Raw genomic sequence first — 21,186 nt, forward strand, 5'->3', positions numbered from 1 at the left:
CGGGACATTCCTGAACCGGAGAGCCTGGAGTCGAAAAGGATGGCAATGGCGGAGAACGAGGCGAAACTGCTCGCGTACCTGAAGCGGGTGACCGGCGACCTGCGCGAGACCCAGCAGCGGCTCCGCGACGCCACCGCCGCCAGGAACGAGCCGATCGCGGTCGTCGGCATGGCCTGCCGCTACCCCGGCGGCGTCGAAACCCCCGACGACCTCTGGCAGTTGGTCGCCGAGGGCGGCGACGCCATCGCCCCGTTCCCCAAGGACCGGGGCTGGGACATCGACGACCGCTACGACGAGGACGCCGCGCGGCCCGGCAGCAACTACGTGCGGGGCGGCGGATTCCTCACCGGAGCAACCGAATTCGACGCGTCGTTCTTCGGCATCTCCCCCCGCGAAGCCCTCGGCATGGACCCGCAGCAACGGCTCCTCCTGCCCTGCACATGGGAACTCTTCGAACGGGCAGGCATTGACCCGCTGTCCGTCAAGGGCAGCCCCACCGGCACGTTCATCGGCTTCAGCTCCGCCGACTACGGCTGGGAACTCCCCGCCATCCCCGAGGAGGTCGAGGGCTACTACGCGACGGGCAACTTCGCCAGCGTGATGTCCGGCCGCGTCGCCTACACCTTTGGGCTCGAAGGCCCGGCGATCAGCGTCGACACGGCCTGCTCGTCGTCGCTGGTCGCCATGCACCTGGCCGCCGGGGCACTGCGCAGCCGCGAATGCTCCCTGGCCGTCGCCGGCGGAGTGACCGTCATGTCCACCGCCATCGGCTACCCCGAGTTCAGCCGCCAGCGCGCCCTGTCCCCTGACGGCCGCTGCCGCGCCTTCGCGGCCTCCGCCGACGGCTTCGGCCCCGCCGAGGGCCTGGGCCTGCTCCTACTGGAACGGCTGTCGGACGCCCGGCGCAACGGCCACCGCGTCCTGGCCCTGATCCGCGGCTCCGCGGTCAACCAGGACGGTGCGAGCAACGGCCTCACCGCCCCCAACGGCCCCTCCCAGGAACGCGTCATCCGCGCCGCGCTGCGCAGCGCCAGGATCGCCGCCGCCGACGTGGACGTGGTCGAGGCGCACGGCACCGGCACCTCCCTGGGCGACCCGATCGAGGCGACCGCCCTGCTCAACACCTACGGCGCGGGACGCGACGGCCAACGGCCGCTGTGGCTCGGCTCGGTGAAGTCCAACATCGGCCACACCTCGGCCGCGGCGGGCGTGGCGGGCGTGATCAAGATGGTGCAGGCCATGCGGCACGGAGTCCTGCCGAGGACCCTGCATGTCGACGAGCCGACACCGCATGTGGACTGGTCCGGCGGCGGGGTGCAACTGCTGACCGAGGAGCGGGAGTGGGTCAGGAGTGACGGACGTGCGCGGCGGGCGGGCGTGTCGGCCTTCGGCATCAGCGGGACGAACGCGCACCTGATCCTAGAGGAGGCCGGTGAGCCGACGGGCGACGCGGGCGGCGTCGGCGGTGCGGCCGGCTCGGCGGACGCGCGCGATCCGCGAGACTCGGGCGACCGGGCCGATACGCCGGAGGCCCGGTCGGAACCCGCGAACGGGCCGCTCGGGCCGCTGGGGTCCACTGTTCCGTGGCCGGTGTCCGCGCGGTCCGCCGCCGCACTGCGCGACCAAGCCGAGCGGCTGCTGGAGTACACGTTGGCCGGCCACGGCCCGGCCGCGCCGGAAATCGGCCTCGCCTTGGCGACGACCCGGGCCGCGTGGGAGCACCGCGCGGTCGTGCTGGACCCGGACCACCCCTCGGCCCTCGGCGCCCTCGCCTCAGGCACCCCCACAGGTTCCACCGTCACGGGCCTGGCCACGGTGGACGACACCGACGGCCGACCGGCCGACCACGTGGTCTTCGTCTTTCCCGGTCAGGGGTCGCAGTGGGCGGGCATGGCGATGGAGTTGCTTGCTTCGTCTCCGGTTTTTGCGGCGCGGTTGGCGGAGTGTGACGCGGCGCTGCGTCCGTATGTCGGTTCGTCGGTGGTGGAGGCGATCCGCGACGGCGCTCTGGATGACGTGGTCGTTGTTCAGGGGGCGTTGTGGGCGGTGATGGTGTCGCTGGCCGCGGTGTGGCGTGCTGCCGGTGTCGAGCCGGGTGCGGTCATCGGTCACAGCCAGGGTGAGATTGCCGCCGCGTGCGTCGCGGGCGCGTTGTCGGTGGAGGATGCGGCGCGGGTCGTGGCGTTGCGGGCGAGGGCGATTCGCGGGTCGTTGTCCGGCAACGGTGGGATGGTGTCGGTCGCCCTCGCGGCGGATGCGGTACGGGAGCGGATCGCGCGGTGGGACGGTCGTATCTCCGTCGCGTCGGTGAACGGGCCCTCGTCCACGGTCGTTTCGGGTGAACCCCTGGCGCTCGCTGAGCTGCTGACGGAGTGTGAGGCCGAGGGCGTACGGGCGCGTCGTATCGATGTGGACTACGCGTCGCACTCGGCGCAGGTGGACGCGATCCGTGATGAGGTCGTCCAGGCCCTGTCCGGCATCGAACCGGCAACCTCCGATGTCCCGTTCTACTCGACGGTGACCGGCGGCCGTATCGACACGAGCACGCTGGACGCCGACTACTGGGTGACCAACCTCCGCCAGGAAGTCCGCTTCGACGAGACCGTCCGGGCCCTACTCGCCGATGACTTCACGTACTTCGTGGAGTCCAGCCCGCACCCCGTTCTCGCAGTCGGGCTCGCCGAGACCTTCGAGGACGCGGGCTCCGACGCCGTCGCCCTGGGCACCCTCCGCCGTGACGAGGGCGGCCAGGAGCGCTTCCTGACCTCCCTCGCCGAAGGCTGGGTACGCGGACTGCCCGTCGACTGGCGATCCGTCTTCGCCGGAACCCCCGCCCACCACGTCGACCTGCCCACGTACGCCTTCCAACCGCGCCGCTACTGGCTGGACATCGACCGCTCCGGCCCCGCCGTCCGCACGACGGCGCGGACCGAGGTGCTGGACGACGGTCCCGATGTCGACCCGGACGGGCTGACCGTGCGGCTGGCGGGACTCGACCGCGAGGAGCGGGAGCGCGTACTGCTCGACCTGTTGCGCGTGGAGGTGGCGACGGTGCTGCGGCACGCCACTCCGGACGACGTCGCGGCCGAACGGGCCTTCAAGGAACTGGGCTTCGACTCGCTGACCGCCGTCGAACTACGCAAGCGGCTGAGCGCGGCCACCGGATTGAAGCTCCCGGCGACTGTCGTCTTCTCCTACCCGACGCCGATCAGCCTGGTCCGCTTCTTGCTGGACGAGATGGAAAGTGCGCCGGTCGACGGTGAACACGCCGAGGTCTTGAACGAGTTGGACGGGATCGCCACGCGGCTCGGCGGTATATCGCCGGACGGCGAGACGCGTGAGCGGATCACCCGGCGTCTGGAGTCGCTGCTCTGGGCGTGGCGCGGAGACGCGGCGACCGGTGCGGAGGCGGGCGCCGACACCGGCGCAATCGCGCTGGACACCGCGTCGGACGACGAGATGTTCGCGCTGATCGACAAACAGTTGGGCACAGGCTGAGCCGCTCCGGTCACCGCTGTCGGACAAACGTCGCAGATCGTCGAAGGAGCGAGGGGAATGGCCACCGGTAACACGGAGGAGAGGCTTCGGGAGTACCTGAAGCGGGTGATGGCCGACTTGGGCGTCACGAAGCAGCGGCTGCGGGAGGCCGAGGCCGCCGCCCAGGAGCCGATCGCGATCGTCGGCATGGCCTGCCGCTACCCGGGCGGTGTGCGATCGCCCGAGGATCTGTGGCGGTTGGTGGACGGCGAGCGTGACGCCATCGGCCCGTTCCCCGACGACCGCGGCTGGGACCTGGCCGGACTCTTCGACCCCGACCCGGAGAGCCGTGGCACCAGTTACGTCACCGAGGGCGGATTCCTCGACGGAGCGGCCGACTTCGACCCCGCGTTCTTCGGCATCACCCCGCGCGAGGCGCTCGGCATGGACCCGCAGCAGCGGCTCATGCTGGAGATCTCCTGGGAGGCGTTCGAGCGTGCGGGCATCGACCCGCGCGCCGTGCGCGAGGAACGGGTCGGCGTCTACACCGGAATCGTCGCCAACGGATACGTCTCGCGGCTGCGGCGCACGCCCGAGCCGGTCGAGGGCTACGTCATCACCGGCACCATGTCGAGCGTCGCCGCCGGGCGGATCGCGTACACGTTCGGTCTCCAAGGGCCCGCGCTCAGCGTCGAGACGGCGTGCTCGTCGTCGCTGGTGGCCCTGCACCTGGCCGTGCAGGCGCTGCGTTCCGGCGACTGCACGATGGCGCTCGCGGGCGGCATCGCGGTCATGCCGACTCCGGACGCCTTCGTGGAGTTCAGCCGCCAGCGCGGCCTGGCGCCCGACGGCCGGATCAAGGCGTTCGCCGCCGCCGCTGACGGCACCAACTGGGCCGAAGGCGCGGGCGCGTTGCTCGTTGAGCGGCTGTCGGACGCGCGCCGCAAAGGCCACCGTGTACTGGCCGTCGTCCGTGGCACCGCGCTCAACCAGGACGGCGCCAGCAACGGACTGTCCGCCCCCAACAACCTCGCTCAGGAACGGGTGATACGCGACGCGCTCGCCGACGCCCGCCTCAGCGCCGCGGACGTGGACGTGGTCGAGGCGCACGGCACCGGCACGACGCTCGGCGACCCCATCGAGGCGCAGGCGCTGCTCGCGACGTACGGGCGGGAGCGGACCGGCGAACGGCCTTTGTGGCTGGGCTCGGTGAAGTCCAATATCGGGCACTCGGGACCCGCGGCGGGCGTGGCGGGTGTGATCAAGATGGTGCAGGCCATGCGGCACGGAGTCCTGCCGAGGACCCTGCATGTCGATGAGCCGACGCCGCACGTGGAGTGGTCCGGCGGCGGGGTGGAGCTGCTGGCGGAGGCGCGCGAGTGGGTCCGGGGCGAGGGGCGTACGCGGCGGGCGGGAGTGTCGGCCTTCGGGATCAGCGGGACGAACGCGCACGTGATCCTTGAGGAGCCGCAGGCCGCAAGCGAGGACATCGCCGAACCCGGCCCCGCCGAGGGCCCGTTGGGATCGCTCAACGTCGTTCCGTGGCCGGTGTCCGCACGGTCGGCCGCAGGGCTGCGCGGGCAGGCGGACCGGTTGGCCGCCGACCTGGCCGCTACCGCCGCAGCCGCGGACATCGGCCTCTCGCTGGCCACCACCCGCTCCGCGATGGAGCACCGCGCGGTGGTCCTGGCCGCGAGCAGCACACAGGCCCTGGACGTACTCGGCGCGCTCGCGGCGGACACGCCCGCCCCCGGCCTGGTGAGCGGAGCGGTTCGCTCCGACGCGGGTCGGGTGGTGTTCGTGTTCCCTGGTCAGGGGTCGCAGTGGGCGGGGATGGCGATGGAGTTGCTTGCTTCGTCTCCGGTGTTCGCGGCGCGGTTGGCGGAGTGCGATGCGGCGCTGCTGCCTTACGTCGGCTCGTCGGTGGTGGAGGCGATTCGTAGCGGGGCTCTGGATGATGTGGTCGTTGTTCAGGGGGCGTTGTGGGCGGTGATGGTGTCGCTGGCCGAGGTGTGGCGTGCTGCCGGTGTCGAGCCGGGTGCGGTGATCGGTCACAGTCAGGGTGAGATCGCTGCCGCGTGCGTGGCGGGTGCCCTTTCCGTGGAGGATGCGGCGCGGGTGGTGGCGTTGCGGGCGAAGGCGATTCGCGGGTCGTTGTCGGGGCGTGGCGGGATGGTGTCGGTCGCGCTTCCCGCGCAGGACGTACGGGAGCTGATCGCGCGCTGGGACGGCCGTATCTCCGTCGCGTCGGTGAACGGGCCCTCGTCCACCGTCGTTTCGGGTGAACCTCAAGCCTTGGTTGAACTGCTGACGGCGTGTGAGGCCGGGGGCGTACGGGCGCGTCGTATCGATGTGGACTACGCCTCGCACTCGGCACAGGTGGACGCCATACGCGACGAGGTCATTGAGGCCCTGTCGGGTATCGAGCCGCAGTCCTCGCAGGTGCCGTTCTACTCCACGGTGACCGGCGGCAAGCTCGACACCACCGCGCTGGATGCGGCGTATTGGGTGACCAACCTCCGCCAGGAAGTCCGTTTCGACGAGACCGTCCGGGCCCTACTGGCGGACGGCATCGGGTACTTCATCGAGTCCAGCCCCCACCCGGTTCTCGCAGTCGGTCTCGCGGAGACCTTCGAGGACGCCGGGTCCGACGCCGTCGCCCTCGGCACCCTCCGCCGTGACGAAGGCGGCCAGGAACGCTTCCTGACCTCTCTCGCGGAGGGTTGGGTACGCGGCCTGCCCGTCGACTGGCGGTCCGTCTTCGCCGGAACTCTCGCCCACCGCGTGGACCTCCCCACCTACGCCTTCCAGCGGCAGCGCTACTGGCTGGAGGACGACGATCCTGAGCGGGCAGCGGCGGCCGGCGCGGCGAACGCCGGGGTGCCCGATGCCGTGGAAGAGGCGTTCTGGGCGGCCGTGGACGGCGGAGACGCCGACACGGTGGCCGGTGAGCTGGGCGTCGTCACCGATCTGCCGCTGCGCGAGGCGCTGCCCGCGCTGTCCACGTGGCGCAGGCGCCGCCGTGACGCGTCGGCGGTCGACGGCTGGCGGTACCGGATCGGCTGGCGGCCGGTCGTGTCCCCGGCGCAGGTACGGCTCACCGGCCGCTGGCTGCTGGTGCTGCCCCCGGCCGACCGGTGTCCCGCCGAATGGGCCGACCTCGCGGACGCGGCCCTGACCGGCCACGGCGCCCAGGTCGAACGGCTGCACCTCGACGCGACCGCTACAGCGGGAAGCGCCGACGCCCTCGCCGCGGAGCTGCGGTCCCGCACCGGCGGCGACACGACCGAGCGGACCACCCCCCTCACCGGCGTCCTGTCCCTGCTCGCGCTGGACGAGACGCCCGATCCCGAGCGGCCGGCGGTCACGGAGGGCCTGGCCGCCACCGTTTCCCTGGTCCAGGCCCTGGTGGCGGTGGCCGAGGAGTCCGGGACGCAGCCGACCCTGTGGTGCGCCACCCGTGGCGCGGTGTCGGTGGCGGCGGGGGACAGGACGGTCTCGGCGGCGCAGGCGCAGATCTGGGGCCTCGGCCGGGTGGTGGCGCTGGAGCACCCATTGCTGTGGGGCGGGCTGCTGGATCTTCCGGCCACGCCGCTCGCGGAGCTGTCCGATGAGGCGACGGTCCGGGTCGGCCGTACCCTCGCCGCCGCCCTCGCCGGGATCGCCGACGAGGACCATGTGGCGCTGCGCCCGGACCTCGGCGGGCTGCTGGGCCGTCGCCTGCTGCGGGCCCCGGCCGCCGACTCGGCCGCCGTCCGCACATGGCTGCCCGAGGGCACCGTGCTGGTCACGGGCGGTACCGGCGGGATCGGCGCGCACATCGCCCGCTGGCTGGCCGGTGGCGGGGCGCCGCACCTGGTGCTGGTCAGCCGTCGCGGGGCGGACGCGCCGGGCGCCGCCGCCCTGGAGAAGGAGCTGGTGCAGGCCGGCGCACGGGTCACCTTCGCCGCCTGCGATGTCGCGGACCGCGACGCGCTCGCCGCCGTACTCGCCGCGATCCCGGCGGAGGAACCGCTGTCGGCCGTGTTCCACGCCGCGGCCGTTCTGGACGACAGCGTGGTGGCACATCTGACCCGTGATCAGATGGAACGGGTGCTGCGCGTCAAGGCCGGTGCGGCGGTGCATCTGCACGAGCTGACGCGGGACATGAACGTGTCGGCGTTCGTGCTCTGTTCGTCCTTCGGAGCGACCTTCGGCATGCCGGGACTCGGCAACTACGCGCCAGGCAACGCGTTCCTGGACGCGCTGGCCGAGCGCCGCCGCGCCGAGGGACTTCCCGCCACCTCCGTGGCATGGGGTACGTGGGCCGGTACCGGTATGGCCGCGGGGGACGTCGGTGCCCGGGGCCGCCTGGAGGGCATCCACGAGATGGCGCCCGCGCTGGCCGTGACCGCCCTCCAACAGGCGCTCGACCGCGACGAGACCGCCCCGGTGGTCATCGACCTGCGCTGGGAGCGGTTCGCGCCCGTCTTCCACGCCAAGCGCCCGACCGCGCTGTTCGCGGAGATCCCCGAGGCGGTCGCCGCACTGCGGTCCGGTGCGGCGGGCGACACGGAAGCCGCGGGGACCGGTGCGGCCACGGCGGGAGAACTGCGGTCCCGGCTGGCGGGCCGCCCGGCGGCGGAACAGGAGCGCGAGCTGGTCGAGTTGGTGCGCGGGCACGCCGCCGCGGTCACCAGCCACGTGACCCTCGACGGCGCCACGGGGGAATCCGTCGACCAGGACCGGCCGTTCCGCGAGCTGGGCTTCGACTCCCTCATGGCGGTCGAACTGCGCAACCGGATCGGTACGGCGACCGGCCTGGCCCTGCCGTCGACGCTCGTCTTCGACTATCCGACGGTCGCGGTCCTCGCCCGCCACCTGCGCGAGGAACTGGGCCTCGGCGGCGAGGACACCGCCGGGACGCCGGGCCTGGCCGAACTCGACCGACTGGAAAGCGCGTTGGCGGCCGGACTGCCCGAGGGACCGGCCCGCGCGAAATTCGTCAAGCGCCTCGAGCGCCTGCTGTGGAAGGTCGGCGACGACGAGGCCGCGGACGACGAGGCACCCGAAGGCCACGGCGGGAGCGCGACGGACGAGGACGCGCTGGGCGCCGCGAGCAACGAGGAGATCTTCGCCCTGATCGACCGTGAGCTGGGCACGTGATGACCCGCTCGTTCTCTGGAAACCCCGCCCGCAGGTCCCCACGATCCCCGGAGTGCACGCGATGACGAACCAGGCCCCGTCCACCGACGAGAAGAAGCTCCGCGACTACCTCAACAAGGTCATGACCGACCTGAGGCGCACGCAGCGGCGGCTCCGGACGGTCGAGGCGCAGAGCCACGAACCCGTCGCGGTCGTCGGCATGGCCTGCCGCTATCCCGGCGGTGTCACCTCCCCCGAGGACCTGTGGGACCTCGTCGCGGGGGAGGGGGACGCGATGACCGGCTTCCCCGGTGACCGCGGCTGGGAGACCGACGACCTGAGGCTGTTCGACCCCGAGGGCGTCGAACTCGCCTGCGAGGGCGGCTTCGTGGACGGCGCGGCCGACTTCGACGCCGAGCTGTTCGGCATCTCGCCGCGCGAGGCGCTGGCCATGGACCCGCAGCAGCGGCTGGTCCTGGAGTCCGCGTACGAGGCGTTCGAGCGGGCCGGTATCGCGCCCGCCGACCTGCGCGGCAGCCGTACCGGCGTGTTCGTCGGCGCGTCCTACACCGGGTACGGCGCCGATGTCGCGCGGATACCCGAGGGCCTTGAGGGCTACACGATGACCGGGTCGGCCAACAGCGTGGTCTCCGGCCGTGTGTCCTACGCCTTCGGCCTGGAGGGCCCGGCGCTGACGGTGGACACCGCGTGCTCGTCGTCGCTGGTCGCCCTGCACCTGGCCGTGCGGTCGCTGCGCGACGGCGAGTCCGAACTCGCCTTGGCCGGGGGCGCGATGGTGATGCCGAGCCCGATGGAGTTCATCGAGTTCAGCCGCCAGCAGATGCTCGCGCCCAACGCCCGGTGCAAGGCGTTCGCCGCCGCCGCGGACGGCACCAGCTTCTCCGAGGGCGCGGGCCTGGTGCTGCTGGAGCGGCTGTCGGACGCCCGCCGCAACGGCCACCGCGTGCTGGCCGTGGTCCGCGGCACCGCGGTCAACCAGGACGGCGCGAGCAACGGCCTGACCGCCCCCAACGGCCCCTCGCAGCGCCGGGTGATCGAGGCCGCGCTCGCCGACGCCCGGCTGACCGGCGACGAGGTCGACGCGGTCGAGGCGCACGGTACGGGTACGACGCTCGGCGACCCGATCGAGGCGCAGGCACTGCTCGCCACCTACGGCAAGGACCGCCCCGCCGACCGGCCGCTGTGGCTCGGTTCGGTCAAGTCGAACATCGGGCACGCGCAGGCCGCCGCGGGCGTCGCGGGCGTGATCAAGATGGTGCAGGCCATGCGGTACGGACTGCTCCCGCGCACCCTGCACGTGGACGCGCCGACCCCCCAGGTCGACTGGTCCAGCGGTACCGTCGAGCTGCTGACCGAGGCCAGGCAGTGGCCGACCGCCGATGACCGGCCGCGCCGCGCGGGCGTCTCCGCCTTCGGCATCAGCGGCACCAACGCGCATGTCGTCCTGGAAGCCGCCACCGACTTCGCCGCGCCGGACGAGGCCGAATCCGCGCCGGACGAAGGCCCGTTGGGCCCGCTGAACGCTGTCCCGTGGCCCGTGTCGGGCCGGTCCGCCGCCGCCCTGCGCGCACAGGCCCGCCGACTGAGCGGATACGCGGGCGACTCCGACGCCCCGGACTTCGCCTCCATCGGCCGGGCGCTCGCCCTCACCCGCGCCGAGCACGAGCACCGCGCCGTCACCGTCGCCACCGACACCAAGTCGGCGCTCAGCGCGCTCGGTTCGCTGTCGGAGGGTGTCCCGGCGCCGGGTGTGGTGTCCGGTGTGGTGCGTCCGGGTTCCGGCCGGGTGGTCTTCGTCTTTCCCGGTCAGGGGTCGCAGTGGGCAGGGATGGCGATGGAGTTGCTTGCCTCGTCTCCGGTGTTCGCGGAGCGGTTGGCTGAGTGTGACGCGGCCCTGCGACCTCACGTCGGTTCGTCGGTGGTGGAGGCGATCCGTGAGGGCGCTCTGGACGATGTGGTGGTGGTTCAGGGGGCGTTGTGGGCGGTGATGGTGTCGCTGGCCGAGGTGTGGCGTGCCGCGGGTGTTGAGCCGGGTGCGGTGATCGGTCACAGCCAGGGGGAGATCGCCGCCGCGTGCGTCGCGGGCGCGTTGTCCGTGGAGGACGCGGCGAAGGTCGTGGCGCTGCGGGCGAAGGCCATTCGCGGAACCTTGTCCGGCAACGGTGGAATGGTGTCGGTCGCGTTGCCCGCGCAGGACGTACGGGAGCTGATCGCGCGCTGGGACGGCCGGATCGGTGTCGCTTCGGTCAACGGACCTTCGTCCACGGTGGTTTCGGGCGAGCCGGAGACGCTGGACGACGTTCTCGCCGCATGCGAGGCCGGGGGCGTACGGGCGCGTCGTATCGATGTGGACTACGCGTCGCACTCGGCACAGGTGGACGCGATCCGTGACGAGGTCGTCCAGGCCCTGTCAGGCATCGAGCCGCGATCGTCGCAGGTGCCGTTCTACTCCACGGTCACCGGTGCCAAGCTCGACACCACCGCGCTCGATGCGGCGTACTGGGTGACCAACCTCCGCCAGGAGGTCCGTTTCGACGAGACCGTCCGGGCTCTGCTCTCCGACGGCTTCGGGTACTTCATCGAGTCCAGCCCCCACCCGGTTCTCGCAGTCGGTCTCGCGGAGACCTTCGAGGACGCGGCATCGGACGCCGTCGCCCTGGGCACCCTCCGCCGCGAAGAGGGCGGCCAGGAACGCTTCCTGACCTCCCTCGCCGAAGGCTGGGTACGCGGCCTGCCCGTCGACTGGCGGTCCGTCTTCGCCGGAACCCCCGCCCACCCCGTGGACCTGCCGACCTACGCCTTCCAGCACCAGCGCTACTGGCTGGAGGGTGACGCCGCGCGCACCGGGGACCCGAGCGGGCTCGGGCAGGAGTCCGTCGATCACCCGCTGCTGTCGGCCGCGGTCCGCGTCGCCGACGAGGACCGGATCGTGCTGACGGGCCGCCTCTCGCTGCGCACCCACCCGTGGCTGGCCGACCACAGTCTGCACGACCGTCCCGTGCTGCCCGGCACCGCCTTCGCCGAACTCGCCCTCTACGCGGGCGAGATGGCGGGCTGCGGCCGGATCGAGACGCTGGAGCTGGCCGTGCCGCTCGCGCTGCGGGGAAAGGCCGCGGTGCACGTCCAGGTGTCCGTCGGCGCGCCCGACGAGGACGGTGGCCGCCCGCTGGCCGTGCACGCCCGCGCCGAGGACGCCGAGCCGGACGCGCCATGGGTCAGGCACGCCACCGGCGTCCTCGTACCCGAGGAACCGGACGCGTCCGGCCCGGCCGACGAACCGGAAGGCTCCGTCTGGCCGCCCAGCGGCGCGCAGCCCGTCAGCCTCGCCTACTTCCACCGCCGGATGGCCGACCTGGGCCAGGTGTACGGCCCGGCGTTCGAGGGCCTGCGCAAGCTGTGGCGAGTCGGCCGCGAGTACTACGCCGAGATCCGGCTGCCCGAGGAACACGCCCGCGACGCGGCCCGGTTCTGCCTTCACCCGGCTCTGCTGGACGCGGCACTGCAACCCGCCCTGGTCAACCGGAACCAGAACGCCCAGTGGACGCGGTGGTCCGGCTTCTCGCTGCGCGCCGCCGGGGCGACCGCGCTCCGCGCCCACCTGCGTCCGACCGGCCAGCCCGACGAGTTCACCGCGACGTTCACCGATCCCGACGGCGGCCCGGTCGCCGTCCTGGACGCCGGGCTGCCGCAGCCGGTGACCGCCGACGAGGTGAACCACTCGGCCGCCGGCCGGCCGGACAGCCTCCACCGCGTGGAGTGGGCGCCTGTTCCCGTCTCCGGTCAGAGCGCCGACTGGCTGCTGCTCGGCCCGGTCGACGACCGGCTCACCGAAGCCCTGGAGGAATCCGGGGCGTACCCGCAGGCGTACGACGATCTCGGCGCGCTCACCGAAGCTCTCGACGCGGGGCTTCCCGCGCCCGAACTCGTCGCCGTCAGCCACGGGTTCGGTCCCCGCGGGCGGGACGACGCCTCGGCGGCCCGTGCCGCCACCGTCGACCTCCTCGCCACGGTCCAGAGCTGGCTCGCCGAGGACCGGCTGGCACCGTCCCGGCTGGTCGTCTTCACCCGGCACGCGGTCGCCGCCCGCGCCGAGGACCGGATCGGCGACCTCGTCGGCGCCGCGCTGTGGGGTCTGATCCGTTCGGCGCAGGCCGCCCACCCCGGCCGGTTCGTCCTGGTCGACGTGGACGACGACCCGGGCTCGCTGGCGCTCTTCCCCACCTCCGTACCCGCCGCTGTCGGCTCCGGTGAACCCCAACTCGCCCTGCGCGCGGGCACGGTCATGGTGCCCCGGCTCGCCCGTGCCACGTCGTCGGCGGCAGGCGGCACCCCGTGGCGGCCCGACGGCACCGTCCTGATCACCGGCGGCACCGGCGCCCTCGGCGGCCTGATCGCCCGTCACTTGGTCCAGCGGCACGGCGTACGTCATCTGCTGCTGGTCGGCCGCCGCGGCGAAGAGGCCCCCGGTGCGGCCGAATTGCGGGATGAGTTGACCGGGTCGGGTGCAGCGACCGTCACCGTCGCCGCGTGCGACGCCGCGGACCGCGACGCGCTCGCCGCCCTTCTCGCGGCCGTCCCCGAGGAACACCCGCTGACCGCCGTCCTGCACTGCGCGGGCGTGCTGTCCGACGCCTCGCTGGAACGGCTCACCGCGCAGGACATCGACCGGGTCTTCGCGCCCAAGGCCGCCGCCGCCCTCCATCTGCACGACCTGACGCGCGACGCCGACCTGTCCGCGTTCGTGCTGTTCTCCTCCGCCTCCGGCGTCCTCGGCAGCATCGCCCAGGCCAACTACGCCGCCGCGAACGCCTTCGTCGACGCCCTCGCCCGGCAGCGCCGCGACCTCGGGCTTCCGGGCCAGTCCCTCGCCTGGGGCCTGTGGGCGCAGAGCAGCGCGATGGGCGCCGACGCCGACGCGGCCAAGGTCGCGCGGGCCGGGGTCCTGCCGCTGTCCGCGCGCCAGGGCACCGACCTGTTCGACGCGGCCGTCACCGATGGCGAGAGCCTGCTCGTCCCCATCCGGCTCGACACCGACGCGCTGCGCGTACGGGCCGCGTCCGGCACGCTCCCCGACCTCCTGCGCGGCCTCGTCCAGGCCGCCGCACCGGCCAGGCGCAAGGTGGAGGCACCGCGCGCGGAGACCGCGGCGGCCGACTGGTCGGCCCGGCTCGCCGGGCTGTCGCAGGCCGAACAACTGCACAGGCTGGAGGAGTTGATCCGCGGCCACGTCGCCTCGGTGCTCGGCCACGGCTCGCCCGAGGCCATCGAGACCGACCGGGCCTTCAAGGAGCTGGGCTTCGACTCCCTGACCGCGCTGGAGCTGCGCAACCGGCTCCAGGCGTCCATCGGTGTCCAGTTGCCCGCCAGCATCGCCTTCGACCACCCGACCATGACCGCCGCGGCCCGCTTCATCCGCGGCCAACTCGCCCCGGGCGAAGCCGCCGAGACCGTCCCGGCCCTCGCCGAACTGGACCGCCTGGAATCGGTGCTGCTGGACCTGCCGGCCGCCGACGACGAGCTGCGGCGGAAGGTCACCGCGCGGCTGCACGCCCTGGCTTCCAAATTGCAGGACGCGCAGGAACCCGGCACCGCCCGGTCCGTCGGCAAGGCCGACGACGACCTCGATCTCGAAGCGGCCACCGATTCCGAGCTGCTCGCCATGCTCGACGACGAACTCGACACCCCGTGACGGCGCCCACCGTACGGCTGTGACCTCACCGAACCCGAACACGAATAGGTGTGACTCCTGATGGACACCACGGTCAGCAGCGCCGGCGCCGGCCAGGTCGGCGAGGACAAGCTCCGCGAGTACCTCAAGCGCGCCACCGCCGACCTGCGCAAGGCGCGGCGCCGGGTCCGCGAGCTGGAGGACCCGCAGCCCATCGCGATCGTGGCGATGGCCTGCCGCTACCCGGGCGGCGTCGAAACCCCCGACGACCTGTGGCAGTTGGTCGCCGAGGACGGCGACGCCATCACCCCGTTCCCCGTCAACCGCGGCTGGGACCTGGACAGCCTCTACGACGCCGACCCCGACGCCGAGGGCAAGAACTACGTGCGCGAGGGCGGATTCCTGCACGACGCGGACCAGTTCGACGCCGACTTCTTCAGCGTCAACGCCCGCGAGGCCCTGATCATGGACCCGCAGCAGCGGCTCATGCTGGAGATCTCCTGGGAGGTGCTGGAGCGCGCGGGCATCGACCCGCTGTCCGTCAAGGGCAGCCGCGGCGGGGTGTTCGTCGGCGCCGCCACCGTCGACTACGTCACCGGCAACCACAAGGTGCCCGAGGGCCTTGAGGGCTACATCGGGGTCGGCTCCTTCGCCAGCGTCGTCTCCGGTCGCGTCTCCTACAGCCTCGGCCTGGAGGGCCCCGCGCTCACTGTCGACACCGCGTGCTCGTCGTCGCTGGTCGCGATGCACCTGGCGGTGCAGGCGCTGCGGTCGGGAGAGTGCTCCTTCGCCCTCGCCGGCGGTGTCGCGGTGATGCCGACACCGCAGGGCTTCATCGCGTTCAGCAGGCAGCGCGCCCTCGCGCCCGACGGCCGCTGCAAGTCCTTCGCGGGGGCGGCCGACGGCTTCGGCCCGTCCGAGGGCGCGGGGGTGCTGCTGCTGGAGCGGCTGTCGGACGCGCGGCGCCAGGGCCACCACGTGCTCGCCGTGCTCCGCGGCTCCGCCCTCAACCAGGACGGCGCCAGCAACGGGCTCACCGCCCCCAACGGCCCGTCCCAGGAGCGCGTCATCCGCGACGCCCTCGCCGACGCACGCCTGTCCGCCGACCAGGTGGACGCGGTCGAGGCCCACGGCACGGGCACCCGGCTCGGCGACCCCATCGAGGCCCAGGCCCTGCTCGCGACCTACGGGCGGAACCGCGCCGACAGCGACGCCCTCAAGCTCGGCTCCATCAAGTCCAACATCGGCCACACCGCCCACGCGGCAGGCGTGGCGGGCGTCATCAAGATGGTTCAGGCGATGCGCAACGGACTGCTGCCGCGCACCCTCCACGTCGATGAGCCGTCCCCCTTCATCGACTGGTCCGGCGGCGGAGTCGAACTTCTCACCGAGCCGCTCGAATGGAAGCGCGCCGACCGGCCGCGCCGGGCCGCCGTGTCCTCCTTCGGGATCAGCGGGACGAACGCGCACGTGATCCTGGAGGAGCCGGAGCACGACGGTGCGCAGGCCGTCGCGGAACCCGAAGTCGGCCCGGACAGGAGCCCGTTGGGGCCGCTGAGGGTCGTCCCGTGGCTCGTGTCCGGGCGGTCGGCGGACGCGCTGCGCGAGCAGGCCGAAAGGCTCGCGCACCACGTCGGCGACAGCTCCCGCCCGGCCGACGTCGGGCTGTCGCTCGCCACGTCACGGGCCGCCCTGGAACACCGCGGCGTGGCGCTCGCCGCAGAGGCGCACCAAGCGCGGGGCCTGCTGGGGTCTGTCGCGGAGGGTGTCGCGGCCTCGGGCGTGGTGTCCGGTGTGGTGCGTCCGGGCTCCGGCCGGGTGGCGTTCGTCTTTCCTGGTCAGGGGTCGCAGTGGGCGGGGATGGCGTTGGGGTTGTTGGGCTCCTCGCCGGTGTTCGGGGCGCGGTTGGCGGAGTGTGACGCGGCGCTGCGTCCTCACGTCGGGTCGTCGGTGGTGGAGGCGATCCGCGAGGGCGTCCTGGATGACGTGGTGGTCGTTCAGGGCGCGTTGTGGGCGGTGATGGTGTCGCTCGCCGAGGTGTGGCGTGCCGCGGGTGTCGAGCCGGGTGCGGTGATCGGTCACAGTCAGGGGGAGATTGCGGCCGCGTGCGTGGCGGGCGCGTTGTCGGTGGAGGACGCGGCGCGGGTGGTGGCGTTGCGTGCGAAGGCCATTCGCGGGACCTTGTCCGGCAACGGCGGAATGGTCTCCGTCGCCCTCCCTGCGGAGGCGGTGCGGGAGCAGATCGCGCGCTTCGAGGGGCGGATATCCGTCGCCTCGGTGAACGGCCCGTCGTCCACGGTCGTCTCCGGTGAGCCGGAGGCGTTGGACGACCTCCTCGCCGGATGCGAGGCCGGGGGCGTACGGGCGCGTCGTATCGATGTCGACTACGCCTCGCACTCGGCACAGGTCGATGCCATACGCGGGGAGGTAGTTGAGGCACTGGACGGCATCGAGCCCCGGTCGTCGCAGATCCCGTTCTACTCCACGGTCACCGGCGGCAAGCTCGAAACGACCGCGCTGGACGCCGACTACTGGGTGACCAACCTCCGCCAAGAGGTCCGTTTCGACGAGACCGTCCGGGCCCTGCTCTCCGACGGCTTCGGGTACTTCGTCGAGTCCAGCCCCCACCCGGTTCTCGCAGTCGGTCTCGCCGAGACCTTCGAGGACGCGGCATCGGACGCCGTCGCCCTGGGCACCCTCCGCCGCGAAGAGGGCGGCCAGGAACGCTTCCTGACCTCCCTCGCCGAAGGCTGGGTACGGGGCCTGCCCGTCGACTGGCGGTCCGTCTTCGCCGGAACCCCCGCCCACCGGGTGGACCTGCCCACGTACGCCTTCCAGCACCAGCGCTACTGGCTCGCCGAGGGCTACAAGAACTCCGGTGACGCCTCCGACCTCGGGCTCGAAGCCGCCGGACACCCGTTGCTGGGGGCCGCGTTGCCGGTCGCGGGCGCGGACCGGCTGCTGCTGACCGGGCGGCTGTCGACCGCCACCCACCCCTGGCTGGCCGACCACCGGGTGGGCGGCCGACTGCTGCTGCCCGGTACCGCTTTCGTGGAACTGGCGCTGCACGCCGCCGACCTCGCGGGCTGCGGCACGGTGGCGGAACTGACCCTCGGCAGCCCGCTGGTGCTGCCCGAACGGGGCAACGTCCAGGTGCAGTTGTCCGTCGCCGCGCCCGACGCGCGGGGCCGCCGCGAACTGGAGGTGCACGCCCGGCCCGAGGGCGGTGAGACCCCCGCGGAGTGGACGCGGCACGCCACCGCCACGCTCGCGCCCGCCGCCGACGCGGCGGACGGCGGTGCCGACGCCGCGCTGGGCGGGACCGCGTGGCCGCCGCCGGGCGCCGTGGCCGCCGACACCGAGGGGATGTACGAGCGGGCGCGGGAGTCCGTCTACGCCTTCGGCCCGGCCTTCCAGGGGCTGCGGTCCGCTTGGCGGCTCGGCGACGCCGTCTACGCCGAGGCCGCGCTGCCGGTCGAACTCCACCAGGACGCGGGCAGGTTCGGCGTCCACCCGGCGCTGTTGGACGCGGCGCTGCACGCCACCGGCTTCGGCGACTTCCTCGATTCCTCGGCCACCTATCTGCCGTTCGCCTGGCGTGATGTGACGCTGCACGCGGTCGGTGCCGGGGCCGTGCGGGTGCGGGTCACGGCGGCCGAGGGGCAGGACAGCCTGCGGCTGACGCTCGCCGACGCGGACGGCGCCCCGGTGCTGTCCGTCGGCTCGCTGGTGATGCGGCCGGTCAGCGCGGCTCAGTTGGACGCGGCGGGTCCGGAAGCCGACGCGGACATCAAGGACGCGCTGTTCCAACTCGACTGGCAGCGGCTCCCGTTGGACGCGGGCGCGCCGACCGGCGCGGGCTGGGCCGTACTCGGCGACGACGTCCACGGTCTGCTGCCCGCGCTGCGCGCGGTGGACGCCGTGGCCGAAGTCCGCACCGGCCCAGTCGAATTGGCCGCCGCGATCGCCGAGGGCGCGCCCGCGCCCGGCCTGGCCCTGCTGTCGTTCGGTACGCCGAAGCCCGGCGGCGACCTCGCGGCCACCACCCGTGACGTCGTCACCGACGCGCTCGCCCTGCTCCAGGAGTGGCTGGCCGACGACCGGCTGCGGGGCACCCGCCTGGCGCTGGTGACCCGGCGGGCGGTCGCCGCGGCCGAGGACGAGGACGTCGAGGACCTGGCGCACGCCGCGCTCTGGGGGCTGCTGCGGTCGGCGCAGGCCGAGAACCCGGGCCGGTTCCTGCTGCTCGACCTCGACGGCCGCGACGAGTCCCGGCTGCGCGTCGGCGCCGCCCTCAACAGCGCGATCGCCGCCGACGAGCAGCAGATCGCGCTGCGCGTCGGGGTGGCCACCGTGCCGCGCCTCGCCCCGACCGACACCACCCGCCTGCTGCGCCCGCCGGCCGGCGCCGCGGCCTGGCGGCTCGACACCACCGCGCCCGGCACCCTGGACGCACTCGCGCTGATTCCGCACCCGGAGGCGCTGGCACCGCTGGAGGAGGGGCAGGTGCGCGTATCGGTCCGCGCGGCCGGTGTGAACTTCCGTGACGTGCTGGTGAGCCTCGGCATGGTGCCGGGCCAGGCCCGGCTCGGCAGCGAGGGCGCGGGCCTGATCACCGAGGTCGGGCCCGGCGTCACCAAGTTGGCCGTCGGAGACCGGGTGATGGGCCTGCTGCACGACCCGTTCGGACCGTGCTCGGTCACCGACCAGCGGCTGGTGGTGCGGATACCGCGCGGCCTGTCCTTCGAGCAGGCGGCGGGCGTGCCCGCGGTGTTCCTGACCGCCTGGTTCGGGCTCGCGGACCTCGCGGGCCTCGCCGAGGGACAGCGGCTGCTGGTGCACGCCGCGACCGGCGGCGTCGGCATGGCTGCGGCCCAACTCGCCCGCTACTGGGGCGCGGAGGTCTTCGCCACGGCCAGCGAGGGCAAGTGGGACACGCTCCACCGGATGGGCTTCGAGGAGTCCCGGATCGCCTCCAGCCGCACCCTGGAGTTCGAGGAGAAGTTCCTCGCGGCCACCCACGGGCACGGCATGGACGTCGTACTCAACTCGCTGGCGCAGGAGTTCATCGACGCCTCACTGCGGCTGCTGCCCGAGGGCGGCACATTCCTGGAACTGGGCAAGACCGATCCGCGCGACGCGGACACGGTCGCCGCCGACCACCCCGGGGTGGCGTACCGCCGCTACGACCTGATCGACGCGGGCGCCGACCGGATCGCGGAGATCCTCGGCAAGCTCGTCGCGCTCTTCGAACGCCGTATCCTGCGCCCGCTGCCGGTCCGCACCTGGGACGTGCGCCGCGCGCCCGAGGCGTTCCGGCTGATGAGCCAGGCCAAGCACACCGGCAAGCTGGTGCTGACCGTGCCCAAGCCGCTCGACCCGGACGGCACGGTGCTGGTCACCGGAGGCACCGGCACCCTCGGCTCGATCGCCGCCCGGCACCTGGTCACCGCATGGGGCGTACGGCACCTGCTGCTGACCAGCCGACGCGGTCCCGACGCCCCCGGCGCCGTACAACTGCGCGCGGAACTCCTGGAGTCGGGCGCCGAGAGCGTCACCGTCACCGCGTGCGACGCGGCGGACCGCGACGCGCTCGCCGCCGTACTGAACGCCGTCCCGGCCGACCGCCCGCTGACCGCCGTCGTGCACACCGCCGGTGTCCTGGACGACGGGATGGTCGGCTCGCTGACCTCCGAACAGGTCGACCGGGTGCTGCGGCCCAAGGTGGACGCGGTGGTCAACCTCGCCGACCTGACAAGGGAGTCGGACCTGGCCGAGGTCGTGCTGTACTCGGCGGGCGCCGGTGTGCTCGGCAACCCCGGACAGGCCAACTACGCCGCCGCGAACGCGTTCCTGGACGCGTACGCCCACCATCGCCGCGCCCACGGGCAGCCCGCGCTCTCCCTGGCCTGGGGTTACTGGTCGGAGGTCAGCGAGCTGACCGGACGGCTTGACGAGCAGCAGGTCGCCCGGATGACCGGCTCCGGTGTGCTGCCGATCGACGCCCGGCGCGGCATGGCCCTGCTCGACGCGGCGCGCGGTACGGGCACGGCCCTGGCCGTCCCGACCCGGCTGCACCTGCCGACGCTGCGCGACCAGGCCGGGCAGGCGCCGGTGCCCGGCATGCTGCGCGCACTGGTCGCGGGCGGCAGGCCCGCGGGACGCCGGGCCGCCGCCCGCTCCACCGCCCCGGTGGAAGCGCGCTCGCTCGCCGCGAAACTGGCCGGACGGCCCGCGGCCGAGCAGCGCGAGCACCTGCTCGATCTGGTCCGCTCGCACGCCTCCGCGGTGCTCGGGCTCAGCGGCACCGACCCGGTCGGGCCGTCGCGGGCCTTCAAGGACCTGGGCGTCGACTCGCTCACCGCGGTGGAGCTGCGCAACCGGCTCAACGCCGCGACCGGCCTGACACTCCCCAGCACCCTGGTCTTCGACTGCCCGTCCCCGTCCGCGCTCGCCGCCCGGCTCCACGAAGAGCTGGTGGAGGGCTCCGCCGATGTCGCGGGACCCCCTTCGGCCGACTCCGAGGAGGCCAGGATCCGCGGACTGCTGGCCACCGTCCCCTTCGCCCGGCTCCGCGCCGCCGGCGTCCTGGACACGCTGCTGCGGCTGGCCGACACACCCGACGCGCCCGAGGAGCCCGAGGCGCGGGAGGAGCGGCGCGAGGCCATCGCCGACATGGACGTCGACGACCTGGTGCGCGCCGCGCTGGGCGAGCGGTGACGGCGTGCGCCCGGTACGTACGGCAGCGGTCGGCACGGCAGCGGTTCGTACAGCAGCGGTCGGTACGGAACCGGACCGTACGGACCGGGCTCGCCCCTCGACCCGCGGTACGGAGCCGGACCGCGAGCCACCGGGGGCTGTGGCAGGAGCGGTACCGGTTCTGAACGCCCGAGCAG

The 21,186-nt window shown here is 73.3% G+C and carries 4 protein-coding genes; all 4 read left to right on the forward strand.

The annotated features are described in order from the left end of the window. The first annotated feature begins 6 nt into the window (after nt 1-6). The 4 genes from ACIP4Z_RS12115 to ACIP4Z_RS12130 all read left to right on the forward strand — a co-directional run bounded on the left by ACIP4Z_RS12115 (nt 7) and on the right by ACIP4Z_RS12130 (nt 21,010). Entirely contained in the window at nt 7-3,498 is a 3,492-nt protein-coding gene (locus ACIP4Z_RS12115; RefSeq protein ID WP_401307294.1) for a type I polyketide synthase, read from the forward strand. Between the two features lie 105 nt (nt 3,499-3,603). Next, nucleotides 3,604-8,622: a type I polyketide synthase gene (locus ACIP4Z_RS12120; protein ID WP_401307296.1), complete on the forward strand. Its 5,019-nt coding sequence runs from the start codon at nt 3,604-3,606 to the stop codon at nt 8,620-8,622. Between the two features lie 61 nt (nt 8,623-8,683). After that, complete coding sequence (locus ACIP4Z_RS12125; RefSeq protein WP_401306957.1) at nt 8,684-14,311, forward strand: type I polyketide synthase; 5,628 nt, start codon at nt 8,684-8,686, stop codon at nt 14,309-14,311. A gap of 57 nt (nt 14,312-14,368) precedes the next feature. After that, nucleotides 14,369-21,010, forward strand: coding sequence for an SDR family NAD(P)-dependent oxidoreductase (locus ACIP4Z_RS12130; RefSeq protein ID WP_401307299.1), 6,642 nt, complete (start codon nt 14,369-14,371; stop codon nt 21,008-21,010). Nucleotides 21,011-21,186 lie beyond the last annotated feature (176 nt).

Origin of the sequence: Streptomyces sp. NPDC088910 (assembly GCF_044749865.1) — a bacterium.
In the GTDB taxonomy this organism is placed as follows: Bacteria; Actinomycetota; Actinomycetes; order Streptomycetales; family Streptomycetaceae; genus Actinacidiphila.